Source organism: Fusicatenibacter sp. (assembly GCF_050872605.1).
Taxonomy (GTDB): Bacteria; Bacillota; Clostridia; order Lachnospirales; family Lachnospiraceae; genus Fusicatenibacter.
This window is the reverse complement of sequence record NZ_JBNMHD010000004.1, coordinates 65,747-82,773: the sequence shown is the minus strand read 5'-3', so window position 1 is coordinate 82,773 and position 17,027 is coordinate 65,747. Positions and strand designations below refer to the sequence as shown.

The following is a 17,027-nucleotide window of genomic DNA, read 5'->3' as shown; positions in this document are numbered from 1 at the left end:
TGCATATGGTGTATTTTATTATTTCCTATCCTATGATGTTGGGTCAAAAGGTTTTTTGACCCTTTGGTTGCCTTGAATAGTCTCTATTATGAAACAGACCTGTTCATCTGTCAAGAGGAAGATGTATATTTTTACGTATTTTCTTCGCAATATGCATAATATATGTATTTTTATGCATATCATTGTACTTTCATACAGAAAATTCTCCCGTGTCCGGCTTGATACTTTTCACGGGAGAATCCTGTTTTACTTATTGCTTTATCTCGGTTTTATTTCTGATTACTTCTGCACTTCTTTTCCTGCCGGCACTTTCTGTTCCTCCACAATACCTTTGAATGTGGTAGCCAGACTTGCCAGTCCCTGCAGATCGGACGGAACAACAATCTTTGTTGCCTTTCCGTTTGCCAGAACGCCGAGTGCCTCAAGGCTCTTTAAGGTAAGGACGGCATCGTCCGCACCTGCTTCTTTGATCGCGCGGATACCATCGGCATTTGCCTGCTGTACTTTGAGGATTGCCTCTGCCTGGCCTTCTGCCTCACGGATCCGTTTCTCTTTTTCTGCCTCTGCACGAAGAATAGCCGCCTGTTTTTCTGCCTCTGCATCGAGGATGGCTGACTGTTTTTTACCTTCAGCAACAAGGATCGTCGATTTTTTCTCTCCTTCTGCGATCAGGATCGCTTCACGGCGCTCACGCTCTGCCTTCATCTGTTTCTCCATGGCTTCCTGGATAGCTGCCGGAGGCATGATATTTTTCAGCTCGACACGGTTTACTTTGATACCCCACGGGTCTGTCGCGATATCGAGCGCTGCCTGCATCTTCGTGTTGATGATTTCACGGGAAGTCAGCGTCTCATCGAGTTCCAGATCTCCGATGATGTTTCGAAGCGTTGTTGCCGTCAGGTTTTCAATCGCCATCAGCGGATTGACAACACCGTATGCAAACAGCTTCGGATCGGTAATCTGGAAGAATACAACGGTATCAATCTGCATCGTAACGTTATCTTTTGTAATAACCGGCTGCGGCGGGAAATCCACCACCTGCTCTTTTAAATTCACGCGGATGGCCACACGCTCGATAAACGGAACTTTAAAATGAAGACCGGTTGCCCAGGTGCCTTTGTATTTTCCAAGGCTCTCAACAACGTAAGCACTGGCCTGCGGCACGATCTTCACACACGATGCTGCAATAAACAGTACAATCACAAGAAGCACAATCAATAAAATTCCTGCAATTCCTCCACCACTCATGTTTCATTTCCTCCTTCTTTTTCTTTAACCTTTACAATCAGCTTGACACCTTCCACACGGAGCACTGCAACAACAGCATCCACGGGAATCGTGCCTCCTTCGTTTTCTGTCCGCGCGGTCCAGATATTTCCGCCAAGTGAAACCTTTCCGGTCCCCGCCAGATTGGAAATCTCCTCCGTCACGACTCCTTCCATACCGATCACACGGTCTACGTTCGTCTTCAGCGTATCCTTACTCAGAAAGCGAACGGCGAAAGGACGTGTAAAAATCAGAAGCACCAGCGATACGACAAGAAAGCTGGCAACCTGAATCCCCAGCCCGGCCCCGCACATGGCAGCGATCAGAGCAACCAGCGCCCCGCCCGCAAACCAGATCGTCGCAAGCCCAAGCGTCGCCGCCTCAATCACCAGGAATACAATCAGCGCAATCAGCCAGTAAACTGCAAATTCCATGCATTTTCTCCCCCTTTCTGAAAAATTAGCTGTTGAGATCATCATACTATAATGACATAAAAATAACAAGCAAAGTTAAAAACATTCAGAAAAAAGAAAGATTTGTCAGGAATCGCCTACAGACTGTCAATTCCGAGGCGGGACATCAGAACGAGGATGGCTGACAGAAAATAGTATGCGTGGAGGCGGAAAAATAATACGAGGATGAAGGTGAGGAGTTTCCAGAATACGGATTTAATTTTTGTCGCATAGCGCAGACAGTTTCCAAAAGTCAGCGTTTTCCGGACAAACGGATCTTCTCCATACCGCTTCAGAAAGCTTCTCACAATCCGAATCTTTTTTCCGCGATACGTCATCTCCTCTTTTGCCAGATACATTGCTCCGATGACAAGATGGAACAGCATAATATCCCCATAGTCTTCTGCAATCCTGTGTTCTTTTAAAAACGTTTCAAAATCCGCTGCTATCTGAATCCAGTTTTTCATCAATCGTTTTTTCGGCCGAAACGTCAGAGACTGCAGATTTTCCCGGTAGAGTACAATACTCTGCGGCACAAAAGCATATTTCGGATCACATGCGCAGCAGCGGAAATTGTGTGCTTTATCCTCTGCGTAAGTATATTGCGGCACCCACAGTTCATGTTCTGTTAAAAACGCTCTTCGATAAAGTTTTCCCCAGTTGTACGATAAACTTCCTGATTGGAAGAACCCCTTAAACCGAAAAGCGATGCTGTCTGGATCTTCGTCTTCTAATGAACTTCTGCATTCAACGCTTTCGCCATTTTCCTTCCATCTGTGATACTTTCCGATTACAATATCCGCTTTCTTCTCCTCGGCCTGTATCACCATAGAACGTATCGCATTTTTCTCATCCAGTTTATCGTCTGCATCCAGAAAAAGAAGATACTTTCCCTCCGCCGCAGCAATCCCTGCATTCCGGGACGCTGCACAGCCTGCATTCTTCTGATTCAGGATACGAATCCTTTTATCTGCCCGCGCACTTTCCGCGCATATTTCAGGCGAGTGGTCCGTCGACCCATCATTCACCAAAATAATTTCCAGTTCGGGGTAATCCTGCATCCCGACACTTTCCAGACATTCCCTCAAAAATTTTTCCGCCTGATAAACTGGAATAATCACACTCACAAGTGGATAATTCATCGTATCTGATCCCCTCTTTTTCTACTTTATAATAGAAAATATAGCCAATAATATACAGAACGTCAACTGTCTTTCACATACTTCATTGCATGGCAGTACAAGTTGTGATAAAGTTATAGAAACGATGCTGTTTGTAATTGTCGCTCTCATTCAGAATACGAAAGGATCATGACAGATGGAGACCGCCAAAATTGATTTTGTAATTACATGGGTAGATGGAGCCGATCCAATCTGGTATAAAGAGAAACTGGAAACCTTAAAGAAACAGGGAAAAACCGCAGAAGAAATGATTGATAACAGCACCTCCAGATACCGTGACTGGGATATTTTAAAATACTGGTTCCGTGGTGTTGAAAAGTTTGCCCCATGGGTCAATCAAATTCATTTTGTGACATATGGCCATGTACCAGACTGGCTGAATGAAAAACATTCTAAACTCCATATCGTAAAACATGAAGATTTCATCCCGCAGGAATTTCGTCCGACATTCAGTTCCCACCCGATTGAGTGGAAGGTTCTCGCCAAATATTTCGATAAACGGGAAAATATGAAGAAACAGCCGGGAGCATATTTTCATCCCGGACACGCACCGTTCCTTCACGCTGGAGCTGCACTACCGCATCGTCGGTGTCTATCAGTTTGCCCGTGCGAATGAGCTGGTGGACGAGATTTTCTCCGCGGATCATCTGAAAGCATCTTCCCTTACGCTCTACGGTCAGTCCTATCCGGTGCTGCCGCCGACGGAAAATGTTTTTTACATGCTGCATCATATGCTGAAGCACTACCTCTACAGCGGCTTCGGCAGCCGTCTGCTCTGTGACTTTACGTTGTATCTAAAAAAATATGCACCGGAAGTTGATTTTGAAAAAATTCACTTCTGGTGCAGAGAATCAAAAATTTTTCATCTTTACGAGCTGATTCTGGAATCCTGCCGCATTTATTTCGGTCTGCCATCCTCTGTTGACCCGAAGGTACACTGCTCCGCCGCCGACTGCGCTGTCTTTCTGGAGAAAATCCTCGCGGACGGTGATTTCGGCAGTGACACAGAACGAAAAATCGTCAGCAACGGCTCCTACCAGCACACCGGTGTCCGTGCATGGTTCCACGAAGGCCATATTCAGATGAAGCTGCGGTTTCCAAAGCTTTACAAATGCGTCCTCCTCTGGCCGGTGCTGTGGGGCATCACGTTTTTCTGTTTTCTTTCCAACACATACCGTGTCCGCCACACCACGCTGCTGCAGACACTGGCAGACTTCCGGGCGGATAATCAGAAAACCAAGCTTCTGAAAATTTTTGATAATAACGATGTTTCCTGAACATCTTCCAAAGCAAAACAGAAAAAGAGTAAACGAACGTCTCCCCTTGTTCGCTTACTCTTTTTCTATTGGATCCATCTATCTATAGGAATGCATTTCCCCTCCGCCTATCCCCTTGCGAAGGTTCCATGCTTATTTTTTAATAAAAGTGCTGATATCCAATCTGGATTCCGCTGCCGTAGCCGCTGTTGAAATACAGGCATCCGCCAACCGGACTCTCTCCTGCAAGTGCCGCCTGTGCAGCTGCGTAACAGTCACTTCTTGCTCCGCGCGCCAGCACGCTCTGGAATGTTCCGGTCGCAACCGGTGTGAACTGTCCGCTCTGATAAATAACGCCGGAAATGCTGTTCGGGAAAGAACCGCTGTTGACACGGTTTACCACAACTGCTCCAACGGCCACCATTCCGGTATAACTCTCGCCGCCTGCCTCGCATTCGATCAGTGACGCAAGCATGGCCACATCATTGCTGTCTGCGGAAATGACAGAGGAACTGCCTGCTGATACTGTCTGTGATGCCTGATACTCTTCCATCGAAACGGCGCCTTTCAGCTCTTCGGAAAGCGTCACATAATCAGCATGAACGTATGCGCTGCTTCCGCTGTACTGGATCTGATACCAGTCTGCCTCTTCGCCGAATACGCTGACCTCACCATTCTGTGTCAGTGTTCCAATCTGCGCGGAATCTGTGGATGCTGCCTCACGGACACGAAGGCTGTCCGCCTGAACAACTCCGGTGATACCGCACATATTGCGGTAATGTGCTTTTGCCTCTTCCCCAAATACCAGATATTCATTCTTTATGTAGCCTTCTACACCATTGGAAGAGATCTTGCTCCACTCGTCTCCTTTTTCTGTTACAGTAACCGCATAGCCCGGCATCAGAACTCCGACGATCTCGGAATCTGCGTTTGCCTCGCTGCGGATGTTGGCATATCCTTCTACGTTTGCTGCAGCCATTGTGCTCCAGTCTGTTTTATTTAAAATGGTTTCTTCCTTTGTCTCTGCTTTTACGGGTGCAGCCATGATGACAGTCAGTGTGAGCACGCTCCCCAGGATGCCCGGCACATAACTTTTTTTGAATGTCATACTTACCTCCTGAATAATTATTACGTTTTTGTTACATCTTGTTACAAACCGATTCTACCAGTGTTACATCTTTTTGTCAACTGGAACATTTCGACAACATTCCTGTCTTTTTCCATCGTTTTTTTCATAGAACCCACAATTTTTCACCACTTTTCCGCTTTTTTGACGAATTGGATCGGTTTTTATTCCCACTTTTTCTTTTGCAGAAGACCTGCCCGGAATGCTTTTCCGTGTCTTGTTTCCTTCTTTTTATTTTGTTGTCGTTTCACATTTTGTCCCTTTTTTCGTCTTTTCCCGCAAATATTTTTTAAGAAATTGTGACAGTTCTTTTTCTATTTTTCGACATGCATTACAAACCTTTTCCACTTTTGACGCATTTTCAAATTTTCTTTTAACTTTTTATTTTTACATGATATTTCTTTCTATATGTGGTATAATCTTTAAAAAGAAAGAAAACTTATATTTTACCAATTATTTTTCTTTCAATTTATACGTGAAACTTACCGCAGGAAAATAAAACAGACCGACATCAGAAAACGATCAGGTGAAAGGAGGATGTCATATGTTACACAGCACACAGACAACGAAAAAACACACAGGAAATTTGATTCTGAGATTCGGAATGGCAGGCCTCCTGGCGGCCGGATTATTTTTTTCCGCCCCGTATTCGGCAGCAGCCGAGACAGTTCCAAGTGCAGAAAATACAGACGCCGGTGAAATTACCATTCACTTCACCCATTACGATGCACAGGACCTGGAATTCTATCTGAACACCGATCAGGCGGCTCTTGCTTTTACCGATGCTGCCCTGACATTTCAGGATTCCACAATGGATGCGCCGGTCACCATGTCATATCTTTCCGATGATGGTTCCTATGTCCTGTATCAGAACAGCGAACCGGTCGAGGAAGTAAACGGAACGTTCTCCGTATCGATGGTTACGGAACCTGGCTACACACTGGATATGGATCAGATTTCCTTCTATGTTAATGGACAGGCCGTTTCCAATGGCGGTTCCGTTGTGATTACGGATTCTTCGGCGGCGATGACTTCTCTTGTTTACTGTACCGCAATCCCGGAAACACCGGCAGCTGACCCGGAGCCATCTCTTCCGGAAGAGCCATCTGCACCGGAAGTTCCGGAAGAACCGGCCGCTCCAGAACCATCGGTTCCGGAACAGCCATCCGCACCGTCAGAAACCCCGACCGTGGTACAGCCATCTGCTTCGGAACAGCCGGCACAGGAAAATATTCTTCCAGAAACCGCAGCTCCTGCATCCAAAACCGCACCGGAACAGGTTCCTGCATCCGAACCGATCGCAGCAGAACCGATTGCCAGCGCAGTTGTTACAGAAGACGAAGAAGTTGATCTTTCCACCATTCACCCGGAAGTTACCGCATCCGCTGTTACTTCTTCCAGCCAGCTTCCAGCCGCAACACAGATTGTACCATCTGTCAGAACAACAGACCCGGATGCACAGATTCTTACTTCGGAAACTGCAGCTCTTGAAAATGCCGCACAGGCCGAGAATACACAGACTGCACACACAGGAATCGGCTCCTGGTTCCATCAGCGGACAAATCAGATCCTCGCAGTCATGATCGCCGTGATCCTGCTTCTGATCCTGATCGAATCACTTCTGGCACTGAAGGATTCCATGAATCAGAAAAGATCGCATCGCTTCTATTAAAAATAAGGTCCATAATAAAAAATAAGCATACAAAGAGAAGGAACGTATCTCACGAAACATGGGATACGTTCCTTCTCTTATATTATTTTTTATCCTCTTTTTTTCGCAGCCGCTTTCTGAATCTCACAGAAATCGTGCAGCGCCTGACGGCCGATTTTTACGATTTTACGGATGTTGATGGAATTTGTTCCGCCCTGACGCGGCTTGAAGCTGATCGGGATGAAACGGATTTTCCGGTGAAAATACGCTCCAAAGGCAGTCAGCAGTGCGTTCGGCAGATTGTAGTTTTCCGGCATCAGCGGCAGATACTCGGCCACGTAGTCTGCTTTCATCAGACGGAACGGGGCATTTGCATCCGGCACGGATACGTGGAAATAGGTCCAGAGCACCGCGCACAGCACTTTTTCCACGACAGCGCGGGAAAAGCCGTCGCCGCGGCTTGTGCGGTTTCCGAAAATGGCGTCGTAGCCCTCGCGGATCTGCCAGAACTTTTCGAACTCCGCCGGATCGGTCTGACCGTCGGAATCGGTCTGGAAGATATAGTCCACACCGTTTTCAAGTGCATAGCGGTAGCCGTACAGAACGGTGGAACCGTGGCCGCCGTTTGGCTTCGTCAGCACGGTGAGCAACGGGCGGGTTTCGCACTCTGCTGAAGCAATTTCATACGTATCGTCGCGGCTTCCGTCGTTGATGATTACAAGACGGGACGCACCGCCGCCGTTATGCTTCTCCACGACGGGATACCATTCCTCGATCGTTCTTTTGATATTTTCCGACTCATTATAGGCTGGTATTACAATATATAAAGTATCCATTGGTATTCTCCTTGCATTTCCTTCCATCCATTATACAGGATTTCTTTTCATTGCGAAAGATGCGCTCATGGAGAAAATTTCCCAGTACCGTTCGTTTGTTATTCTTCCCACAGTTTCTGCGGATAACGGCCCTCGTCTTTTAATTTCTGCAGTGCTGCCATGACATTTTCTTTGTCTTCTTTGTACGTTACGCCGTACCAGTTATCATAGGAACGGAGTACGGTGACTTCCGCTTTTTTCTCCTGCAGCAGTTCATCGACAACGAACGGCAGGAAGTATTCGCCTTTTAACGGGTTAGTTTTGTATACATCCTCGAGGAACGGCAGGAAGCGGCGTTTCAGCTCAATCAGGATACTCGGTGTGAAGCCCCAGAGGTTCATGGAAACGATGGTTCCCTGCGGCAGTCCGGTCCAGGTTGCGCCGTCATCCTCGGTGTATTCGGCCTGTCCGCCGTGGTTTTCGATTCTTGTGCGCTCATGAATGCCGACAAGGTGGTTCTGGTCGTCTGCGGTGCAGATGCCGCGGGCTACGTGGCCATTGTCGGTCAGGGTTTTGTACAGGTCGTAGGCAACCATCGCGTACTGATAGGCCGCGCCGTCCTGTTCGGTTGTCAGCTGGCGGTAGATCTCCTCGAATGCCGTTCTTCCATAATAATCATCGGAATTGATGACCGCGAACGGTGCGCCGTCGATGGCTTCTGCCGCACAGAGAATCGCATGACCGGTTCCCCACGGTTTGACGCGGCCTTCCGGCACTTCGTAGCCTTTCGGGAGAACGTCGAGTTCCTGGTAAACATACTCTACATCCATGTATTTCTCAATTCGCCTGCCGATGCCCTCGCGGAATGCCTCGTCGATGACTTTTTTGATGATAAAGATGACTTTCTCAAATCCTGCCTGTTTTGCATCATAAATGGAAAAGTCGATAATCATATTTCCGTACGGGTCAACCGGATCAATCTGTTTTAATCCGCCGTAACGGCTTCCCATTCCTGCTGCCATGATGACTAATACTGGTTTTTTGCTCATGATGTTCTCTCCTTTTTATTCTCCAAAATAAGCTTTTAATCTCTCCGCAAAGTCTGCCGGGATTTCTCTTTCAAATGGAAATGGTTCTGCATCCGCCAGATACTCGGCGATTTCGCCCAGGACACCGGCGCTCCGGTTCAGTGACCAGGCGGAGATCCAGTCGATCGTATCGTGGCAGGTGTGCATGCCGAAACCATCGCGGTTCAGCGTCATCGCCGGGATGCCCTTCCATGCGAAGGTGTTGGAATCGCTGCTCCAGATGTTGTTGATGAGCGATACGCCTTTGTCCGCCTGTTTTAAGTGCTCCATGATCGCGTCGCATGCCTCTTTCGTTGCTGCCACGCCAAGCACGGTTCCGCCGATGGCCTGTCCGGCGAGGTCGACGTTCATGTTGAAGCGGTGCTGCGCCAGCTCGGCTTCATGCGCTTTCACATACGCCCGGCTTCCGCAGAGACCCGGCTCCTCCGCGCCGAACCAGATGCATTCCAGTGTCCGTTTCGGGCGGTTTTCGGCGAAGTAGTGTGCCAGCTCCATGATGATCGCTGCGCCCGCCATGTTGTCGTATGCACCAGGTCCCTGCGGAACGGAATCGTAATGAGCCGTCAGCGTCAGGATTTCCTCTGGCTGCCCGGTTCCCGGGATGCGCAGGATGATATTTTTCGACGTTCTCCTGATTTTTTTCTGCTGTAAAACGAGGCGTGCACGGCTCGCTCCCCGTTCTACCAGTTCCATCGCATCAAGATAATGAATGACGGCGCACGGCAGTTTCGGATTTTTTACGCCGCGCAGGGTGCGGTAGTCCGGCAGACGGTCCTCGTCTTTGTCCAGCGGCGTTCCGGTCAGGATCAGAAATCCGACGGCTCCTGCTTTTTCCAGTTTTTCATAGTTTTCTGCATTGGCACCGCCGTTGATCAGGACGATTTTCCCTTCTGCATGGGAAAGGCTGACCGGGTCGCCGTTTTCGACGTAGAGGAACGGAGCCTCGATGCCTTCCGGCGCGGTATTGGCTGCCGCGAAGCAGCCGCGGACGGTGTATGTTTTCTCATATGGCTCTGTGACCGTAAAGACAGCCTCGTCAACCTGCCATGTCTCAATCTCAAACGGTTCGCGGCGGATCTGTAATTCGCCCTGCCCCCATTTTTCTGCGATTTCAGAAAGTTCTTTTTCGATCCGGCAGGCTGCTTTTTCTTCGCCTTCCGTTCCGGCTTCGCGGATGTAGTTAAACTGGCCGACGAACTCGTACTGCCGCTGGCCGCTGATGGTATTTGCTTTCATAATAATGTTATGTCCTTTTCTTAAAGTTCTTCCAGTACCGCTTTCGCGCTGCGTACGGCTTTGACGTCCGTGCGGTAGATGGTGTATTCGCTTAAGGATGGAAGTCCCATGTTCACATTTTCTTTCCGGTACTGCATCGGGCTCGCCAGCTCGATTTTTCCGGACATGTGATAGGCGGTCACTCCGGTTTTCGGATACAGCTTGCGGATCGCATCCGCGCAGATACCGCCGCCCGCCTGAATACGGATGCGTCCCGCCGCCTGGCGCTGCAGTTCGGCGAGAAGCTCTGCTCCTTTTACCGCACTGTTCTGCTGACCGGAGGTGAGAATGGTGTTCATACCAAGCGATACCGCCTGCTCAAGCGCTTCTTTCGGATCGCGGCAGACATCGAACGCGCGGTGCAGCGTCACGGACATGCCGTCGGCTGCCTCCATCAGCTGTTCCATTGCCGCCATATTCATCGTTCCGTCTTCTTTCAGCACACCGATGACAACGCCCTCTGCACCGAGTTCGCGGTACATCGCGACTTCCTCACGGATTTCTTCTAATTCATATGGGGTATAGCAAAAATCTCCGAACCGCGGACGGATCAGTGCATGGATCGGAATGGTTGTCTGTCTGCGGATCACCTCAAACAGCTTCGGACTCGGCGTTGTTCCGCCGATCACCAGATTCTGACACAGCTCCAGCCGGCCCGCTCCGCCTTTTGCCGCCGCAAGCGCCGACTCCGCCGAGTCCACGCAGACTTCCAGGATATAATCGTTCATAAAATTCCCTCTGTTTTCGTAAGTTTTCTTTCTCTATCATACCCTATTTGGGGCGATTAGGAAAGAGCTTCTTTGGTTCACTTTCGTTCACTTCTGCTTTTGATGCAGATACTTCTCCCTCGTCGCCATCCCGCCGCGGATGTGGCGCTCGGACTTGTTTACATCAAGAATCTTCCGCGCCTCCGCCGCCAGCTGCGGATTCACCAGCACCAGCCGCGAGGTCAGATCCTTGTGCACAGTGCTCTTGCTCACCCCGAATTTTTTCGCCGTCTGCCTTACTGTCGCTTTCGTCTCGATCATGTAAATCGCTGTTTCTACAGCACGCTCCTCGATATAGTCCCTCACAAAAAGCCTCCGAAGACGCTGTTTTTACAGTGTATTCGGAGGCTATGATGGGTATGTCTTCTATATTTATTATTTGTAATATACCCATACCGCTTTTGTCTGTTCCAGCACCTGATCGATATCCCAGGTTTTTTCGGAATTTTTTCTGCTGTTTGGGTCATTGATTTTCAGTCTGCCGTTCTGCAATCCGGTAAGAACGATGAAATGGCCGTTGCTGGTAAACTCCCCGGGTCCCATCAGGGCAATGATGGGGTTACCGGCCTGCAGGTTGTTTTCCACCCGTTCCCGTTCCACAGGGATTTCTTTGCTGGAAAGGCCGATCTGCCGGGCTCCTTCCAGCATCAGAGACCAGGCGGTTCCGCTGCCGTCTACGGCGTAGCCGTTCTGTGAGGCAAAGTCGGCGACCCAGCGCGGATTTTTTGTGATATCGCCGGTCATGAAAATGGCAACCATGGAAAGCGCTGTCGGCCCGCAGCCGCTTAAACCCATCACTTCACCGGCATACTGGTGATAACCCCATCTCTGATCCCACTGTAAAAGAAGCGGGATTTCTGATATGTCTGTCAGGTCACTTAAATCAATCTCCGGTTCCACGTCTTTTTTCAACGGATATTCTTCGACAAATGTCTCCGTCTCTTTGTTTCTTTCATAAAGTTTCAGCAGATCCTCCGGGTACTCGTCCATGGAGATTCCGTTTGCTTTGGCATATCGCTTGATCGGGTTCTGGCCGGCCCTCAGCACACCGGCAAAAATCAGAATGCAGCCGAGCAGGAGCACCGCCCGCATCCGCCGGACTTTTCGTCTCCGCCTTCGCGCTTTTTCTCTCCTGCGCACCGTACTTTTCCATTCTGCCGCCTGTCTCCATTCCAGTGTATTGTTTTCGTTCCTCATAAAAAACCCCCTCCTGCTCTTTTCATTATTTTCGGGGATTGCTATAAATCTGCCCATATGCTATCATATCAGATTTTAAATTTTTCTTTTTGCAGATTTTCCGAAGAAATGCGGCATTTTCTCTGTCTGCTTTCTTAAGATTCTTTTAATCCTGCATTTTGACCGTGCAAAAGGAATTCGACTACCTATGAACGGTAACAGATCATAATGAAAATCGGAAAATCCGGTAAATATCGTTGAGAAAACATATCAAAAATGGTAGAATAAGGAAAACACAAACTTTAAGCGGAGGATAAAACAAATGAAAAAACTGAAAGTAAAAAAAGGCAGTACCTGTATGGCATGTCTTGCCTGTGTGGGAGCATGTTCTGAGGCATTTTATAAGGTATTCGATCCGGACAAGGCATGTCTGCAGATCGTAGAGAAAAAGGCAGTCCGCCCGATCGCCTGTCCGCAGTGCGGAAAATGTGCAGAGGCCTGTCCGGAAGGCGCCATCACCCAGAATCCGAAGGGCGTTTACATGATCAACAAGAAAAAATGTACGGGATGCGGAGCCTGTGCAAAGGCCTGCCCATTTGGCCTGATCGTAAAGACCGAGGGAAATCCGGCTTCCAAATGTATCGCCTGCGGTATCTGCGCGAAAGCCTGTCCGATGGATGTACTGGAAGTTGTGGATGAATAATCATCCGAATTCTTAGATATCGCCAGGATCTCGTGTAAGCACAGATCCTGACTCATTGCTCACATAAACATAAAAATGCACTGTGGAACGTCGTCTGACAATTCCACAGTGCATTTTTATGTTAAACGAAAAACAATTTATTCCCATTCACTGTCCGCACGATGATGGACACCCGTTTCCGAAGACGGCATTCCAACAGACAGGAACAAAATTTACAATTTTACGCCCGCGCCAGCAGAACCATTGATTTTGCCGGAAGCATCATGCTTTCTTTCATCTCTGCTCCGTCCTCTGCGCAGCGTTTTCCGTCGCAGAGCAGTTTCCAGTTTCCTTCCGGGAGTTTCTGCAAAGCTTCTTTTTCCCATGGATTGTAGAAGACGCAGACTGCGCGGCCATCCGGGTATTCCAGTTCGTAACCTGCGATCTGGTTCTCACGGAAAAATGTCTTTTTACAGTCCGGCTCGCACGTTCCGTATGCCTGAAATTTTCGGCGCAGAGCGAGAAGACCGCGGTAATAGTCCACCAGCTCTTCCTGCTCCAAGGCGCGTGTCCAGTCAATTTTGTTGAGCTGCCACGGCGATTTGAAGCTGTTTCCCTCACCATGCTTCGTGCGCGCAAATTCCTCACCTGCCTGGAAAAACGGCATTCCCTTACAAGTCATCACAATGCCCGCTGCCAGACGGTTCATCGAAAGCGTCCGCTCATCCATCTTGTCAAAATCCGGCTCCACATTCTCCTTCCGTTTCGGGTCGGACAGTTTTAATTTATCCCACAGCGTATAATTATCATGTGCCGACACGTACGGAATAAGCTGGCTCGCATTGCGCGGCTCATAGGCTCCTTTTCCGTCCATCCAGCCATCTGTTGCGGAAAGTATTCCTGCGGAAAGACGCTCTTTTCCATTGACATAGCCTCCCTCTGCGGCAATGAAAACACTTCCCTTAATAGAATCTCTCGTATCGTCACAGAACATGGAAATGCCGTCCATCAGCTTTCCGATATTCTGTTTATCCGATGGGAAATATCCCTCCTGCATCGCGCTTGCCGCTGCTTTCCATGGTTCACCGTAGACAAGAATCTCCTCGCCGCGCGGCATCCGGTTCAGCGCTGTGCGGATCGCATTCATGGTTTCCGTATCGTGCAGCGCCATCAGATCAAAACGGAATCCGTCAATATGATATTCCTTCGCCCAGTAGCAGACCGAGCGCACCATAAAACGGCGGAACATCTCGCGCTCACTCGCTGTCTCATTTCCGCAGTCGGAACCATTCGAAATGCTGCCGTCCGCCCACTCGCGGTAATAATAGTAAGGAACCGTTTTCTGCAGCGGCGATTCGAGATTGTACGTGTGATTGTAGACCACATCCATAATCACGCCGATTCCCGCTTTATGGAGTGCCTGCACCATCTCCTTCATCTCGCGGATACGTACCTCGCCGTGGAACGGATCGGTTGCATAAGAGCCCTCCGGCACATTGTACTGTACCGGGTCATAGCCCCAGTTGAACGCTTCCGCATCGTCTTCCGGCACACTGCCGAAATCAAAAACAGGAAGCAGATGCACATGAGAAATGCCAAGCGATTTCAGGTAATCGACCCCCGTCGCATGAATCCCGTCGCCGTTCAGCGTTGTGCCTTCTTCCGTAAAGGCCAGAAACTTTCCACGGTGCTTATCCGAAACACCGGAATGCGGATCACTCGAAAAATCCTTCACATGAAGCTCATACACGCAACGGTCCTCCGGCCGGATTTCCGGCCTTTTATCCTGCTCCCAGCCCACCGGGTCCGTCTCTGCAAAATTTACTACCATACTCCGCTCCGAATCAATACCGGAAGCCACGCCATACGGATCTGTCGTATCAAAAACGCCATCCGAGTGCAGGATATGATACGTATAATACGTTCCATACCAGGCCCCCTGCGCTGCACAGCTCCAGACACCCTTTTCGCCGCGTGTCATTGCAAGCGAAGCTATTTTTCGGTCTCCGTTCTCCCGGCTGCTGCCGCGGGAAAACAGCTCCAGCGAAACCTCCATCGCCGTCGGCGCCCAAAGCTTCCATTCTGTCACAAGCTGTTCATCCTTTTTCACCGAAACACCGAGGTCATCCCCTTCGTACGTAAAATTTTCCACAAATTCTTCCGATTCAAAAAAGCTTTTCCACTCCGCCGGCGTTCTTTTCACCACTGCATTCATCTTCTTTCCCTCCATCTCTTTGTAAACTCGCAGAATCTCTCCGACACTCCACGCCTGCGCATAGCAGCCCTTCGACATCACCGGCGCCGCACCATCATAAATCTCCGCAAGATGGAACAGACATCCCTCCTGCATCCAGCTTGCAAGACGGTCCAGCCCGCGGCGCACCTCCTGTTTTCCCTCTTTCGGGAAATAGTTCAGCACCGCACGGAAATACGCTCCCAGCGGAAATCCCCAGACAGTCCCCTGATGATATGCCCTGTCACGCTCCGGCTGGCTTCCGCCGATCCATGGATGAAACGCCGGATCCTCCATTTCCAACGACCGCAGTCCTGCTGTCGTGTACAGCTTTTCCTTGACCGCCTGTAAAATCCGCTGTCCCTGCTTCTGACTCACCATCTGAAACGGAAGTGCCAGCACAAACACCTGATTGCATCGGAACTGCATCTCTTCATACGTGCCGTTCAGCACATCCTTCAGGTAGCCTTCCTTTTCCATCCAGAACTTTTCGAGGAAACTCTTTTTCACCTGCTCCGCAAGCTTCCCATATGCCGATCCGTCCTTTCCGACAAACGGCGCCAGTTCTTCCAGAATTCTCAGACCATTATACCAGTATGCATTAATCTCCACCGGCTTCCCGTGACGCGGTGTCGGCAGCTCCTTGTCAATCCGCACATCCATCCACGTCACCTGCTCCAGACCGCCCCCGGCCATAATCAGCCCGTCACTGTCCATTTTAATGTGGAAATCCGTTCCCTTCTGATACCAGAACACAATATCCTCCATCACCGGAAACGCCTCGCGCACAAACTCCAGATCTCCTGTCTCAAGGTAATACTCATACACCACATCCAGAAACAAAAGTGCCGCATCCACCGTATTATACATCGGAAGCGCATCCCCCTCCGGAAACAGGTTCGGCATCAGTCCTTCTTTTGTATACGCCATAAAAGTCCGAAGAATGCTCTTGCACTCCTCATACTCCCCAATTGCCAGCGTGCACCCCGGCAGCGAAATCATCGTATCCCGCCCCCAGTCCGCAAAATAGGGAAAGCCAGCCATAATACTCTTTCCGCCTGTCGATGCCCGTTCCGTAATATACTGACTCGCACTCACCGCCAGCCGCTTTCCCACCGGATCAGAAATCCCGGACTTTTCCGCAATCGCCTCCTGCCGCTTCTCTTCCTCTTCTATCCACAGCGCAATCCTTTCCTCATCCCACTTATCCACATCATCCGCGAGACTATACACAACAAAAAAGACCTGCTCCCTGCCGTCTCCCGTCATCTCAAACCGAATCCGATGATTCACAACAGCACTTCCGATGCCATCTCTTCCATCCCGCGCATCCTGCTCAAAAAACAAATCCCTCCAGATCCTCTCCTTCTCCATCTGAAGCTCCCCATTTGTCCCATAAGAAAGAATCACACCATTGCTCGCAATACACTTCCGATCCACCGCAAAATCCTGCCCCTCCTGCAGCTGCTCCCCCTTCGCAGCAAACCGCAGCACCGGCCGAACCGAAAAACTCCCCTTCTTCCCACTTCTCACCCGATACCGAACAAGAACCGTATTCTCCCCCTGAACCATCCCAATCGTCTTCTCAATCTCAACCCCCTTCACCCGGTAAAACCATACCGGCAGACTCCCCATCTCAAACCCTTCCAGAAACCGAAACCCCTCCACATTCTGCGTCCGGTTCACAAATTCCTGTGAAAACAGATCCGTCGCCTCTCCATCCACCTCCAACGTCTCCCAGACATTCGAAATCAGATGCTCCCGCACCGTGGGCGCCTTCAGCGCCCCCATCAACAGCGCCTGATCATTCCTCGCCGCATTCCCCATCACCGTCAGCGAACAATAACCTCCCAGTCCATTCGTCAGCAAAAAACACTTCTTTTCTCCACTCCGAAAATCCATCCATTCCGAAGCATTCAATCTAATCCTGTCCATACAAAAAAACCTCCAACCTCTTACCATCCCTATTTAAAATTTAAAACTCCCATCTTTCCCACAACAACCTCACGCCGATTCGCCCTCCGGGCGAATCCAGCCTCCAGATCCGTCCCCCCACATA

General features: G+C 49.6%; 15 protein-coding genes and 1 pseudogene. 5 read left to right on the top strand and 11 right to left on the bottom strand.

The genetic code is table 11. The annotated features are described in order from the left end of the window. Positions 1–279: 279 nt before the first annotated feature. From ACY2VT_RS02560 to ACY2VT_RS02550, 3 genes are all read right to left on the bottom strand, one after another. Complete coding sequence (locus ACY2VT_RS02560) at positions 280–1,248, bottom strand: SPFH domain-containing protein (protein ID WP_215663211.1); 969 nt, start codon at positions 1,246–1,248, stop codon at positions 280–282. After that, positions 1,245–1,700 (bottom strand): NfeD family protein, encoded by a 456-nt coding sequence (locus ACY2VT_RS02555; protein WP_461878325.1) that lies wholly within the window; start codon positions 1,698–1,700, stop codon positions 1,245–1,247. The genes ACY2VT_RS02560 and ACY2VT_RS02555 overlap by 4 nt, the downstream gene beginning before the upstream one ends. Positions 1,701–1,816: 116 nt before the next feature. Continuing rightward, entirely contained in the window at positions 1,817–2,860 is a 1,044-nt protein-coding gene (locus ACY2VT_RS02550; RefSeq protein WP_461878754.1) for a glycosyltransferase family 2 protein, read from the bottom strand. A gap of 175 nt (positions 2,861–3,035) precedes the next feature. Between ACY2VT_RS02550 and ACY2VT_RS02545 the strand changes: the two are divergent. The 3 genes and pseudogenes from ACY2VT_RS02545 to ACY2VT_RS02535 all read left to right on the top strand — a co-directional run. Beyond that, positions 3,036–3,113, top strand: a pseudogene (locus ACY2VT_RS02545) (Stealth CR1 domain-containing protein); the annotation flags it as partial. Positions 3,114–3,146: 33 nt separating this feature from the next. Continuing rightward, positions 3,147–3,515, top strand: a complete 369-nt coding sequence (locus tag ACY2VT_RS02540) for a hypothetical protein (protein WP_461878784.1) — start codon at positions 3,147–3,149, stop codon at positions 3,513–3,515. Continuing rightward, positions 3,430–4,176 carry a nucleotidyltransferase family protein gene (locus ACY2VT_RS02535; protein WP_461878783.1) on the top strand — a complete coding sequence of 249 codons (747 nt, stop codon included), beginning with the start codon at positions 3,430–3,432 and terminating at the stop codon, positions 4,174–4,176. Before ACY2VT_RS02540 ends, ACY2VT_RS02535 begins: the two co-directional genes overlap by 86 nt. A gap of 139 nt (positions 4,177–4,315) precedes the next feature. On the opposite strand, the gene ACY2VT_RS02530 is transcribed toward ACY2VT_RS02535, so the two are convergent. Continuing rightward, positions 4,316–5,263 carry an SH3 domain-containing protein gene (locus tag ACY2VT_RS02530; RefSeq protein WP_461878753.1) on the bottom strand — a complete coding sequence of 316 codons (948 nt, stop codon included), beginning with the start codon at positions 5,261–5,263 and terminating at the stop codon, positions 4,316–4,318. Between the two features lie 562 nt (positions 5,264–5,825). Here ACY2VT_RS02530 and ACY2VT_RS02525 point away from each other — a divergent pair. Next, a complete protein-coding gene (locus tag ACY2VT_RS02525; RefSeq protein ID WP_461878752.1) occupies positions 5,826–6,953 on the top strand; it encodes a hypothetical protein in 1,128 nt (375 codons plus the stop codon). 89 nt (positions 6,954–7,042) lie between these two features. Here ACY2VT_RS02525 and ACY2VT_RS02520 read toward each other — a convergent pair whose 3' ends face one another. From ACY2VT_RS02520 to ACY2VT_RS02495, 6 genes are all read right to left on the bottom strand, one after another. Beyond that, positions 7,043–7,768, bottom strand: coding sequence for a glycosyltransferase family 2 protein (locus tag ACY2VT_RS02520; protein ID WP_461878751.1), 726 nt, complete (start codon positions 7,766–7,768; stop codon positions 7,043–7,045). A 98-nt stretch (positions 7,769–7,866) separates the two neighbouring features. Further along, a complete protein-coding gene (locus ACY2VT_RS02515; protein ID WP_461878750.1) occupies positions 7,867–8,796 on the bottom strand; it encodes a nucleotidyltransferase family protein in 930 nt (309 codons plus the stop codon). A 15-nt stretch (positions 8,797–8,811) separates the two neighbouring features. Then, a complete protein-coding gene (locus tag ACY2VT_RS02510; protein WP_461878749.1) occupies positions 8,812–10,071 on the bottom strand; it encodes a M20/M25/M40 family metallo-hydrolase in 1,260 nt (419 codons plus the stop codon). A gap of 20 nt (positions 10,072–10,091) precedes the next feature. Next, a complete protein-coding gene (locus ACY2VT_RS02505; protein WP_461878748.1) occupies positions 10,092–10,838 on the bottom strand; it encodes a copper homeostasis protein CutC in 747 nt (248 codons plus the stop codon). 87 nt (positions 10,839–10,925) lie between these two features. Next, on the bottom strand, positions 10,926–11,183 hold the full coding sequence (gene spoIIID, locus ACY2VT_RS02500) for a sporulation transcriptional regulator SpoIIID (protein WP_055225733.1): 258 nt from the start codon (positions 11,181–11,183) through the stop codon (positions 10,926–10,928). A gap of 69 nt (positions 11,184–11,252) precedes the next feature. Beyond that, the gene (locus ACY2VT_RS02495; protein WP_461878747.1) at positions 11,253–12,074 is read right to left on the bottom strand and encodes a C39 family peptidase; all 822 of its coding nucleotides are present in this window, start codon (positions 12,072–12,074) and stop codon (positions 11,253–11,255) included. 301 nt (positions 12,075–12,375) lie between these two features. On the opposite strand from ACY2VT_RS02495, the gene ACY2VT_RS02490 reads away from it, so the two are divergent. Then, complete coding sequence (locus ACY2VT_RS02490; protein WP_022463049.1) at positions 12,376–12,756, top strand: 4Fe-4S binding protein; 381 nt, start codon at positions 12,376–12,378, stop codon at positions 12,754–12,756. Between the two features lie 220 nt (positions 12,757–12,976). Here ACY2VT_RS02490 and pulA read toward each other — a convergent pair whose 3' ends face one another. Next, entirely contained in the window at positions 12,977–16,903 is a 3,927-nt protein-coding gene (gene pulA, locus ACY2VT_RS02485; RefSeq protein WP_461878746.1) for a type I pullulanase, read from the bottom strand. Positions 16,904–17,027 lie beyond the last annotated feature (124 nt).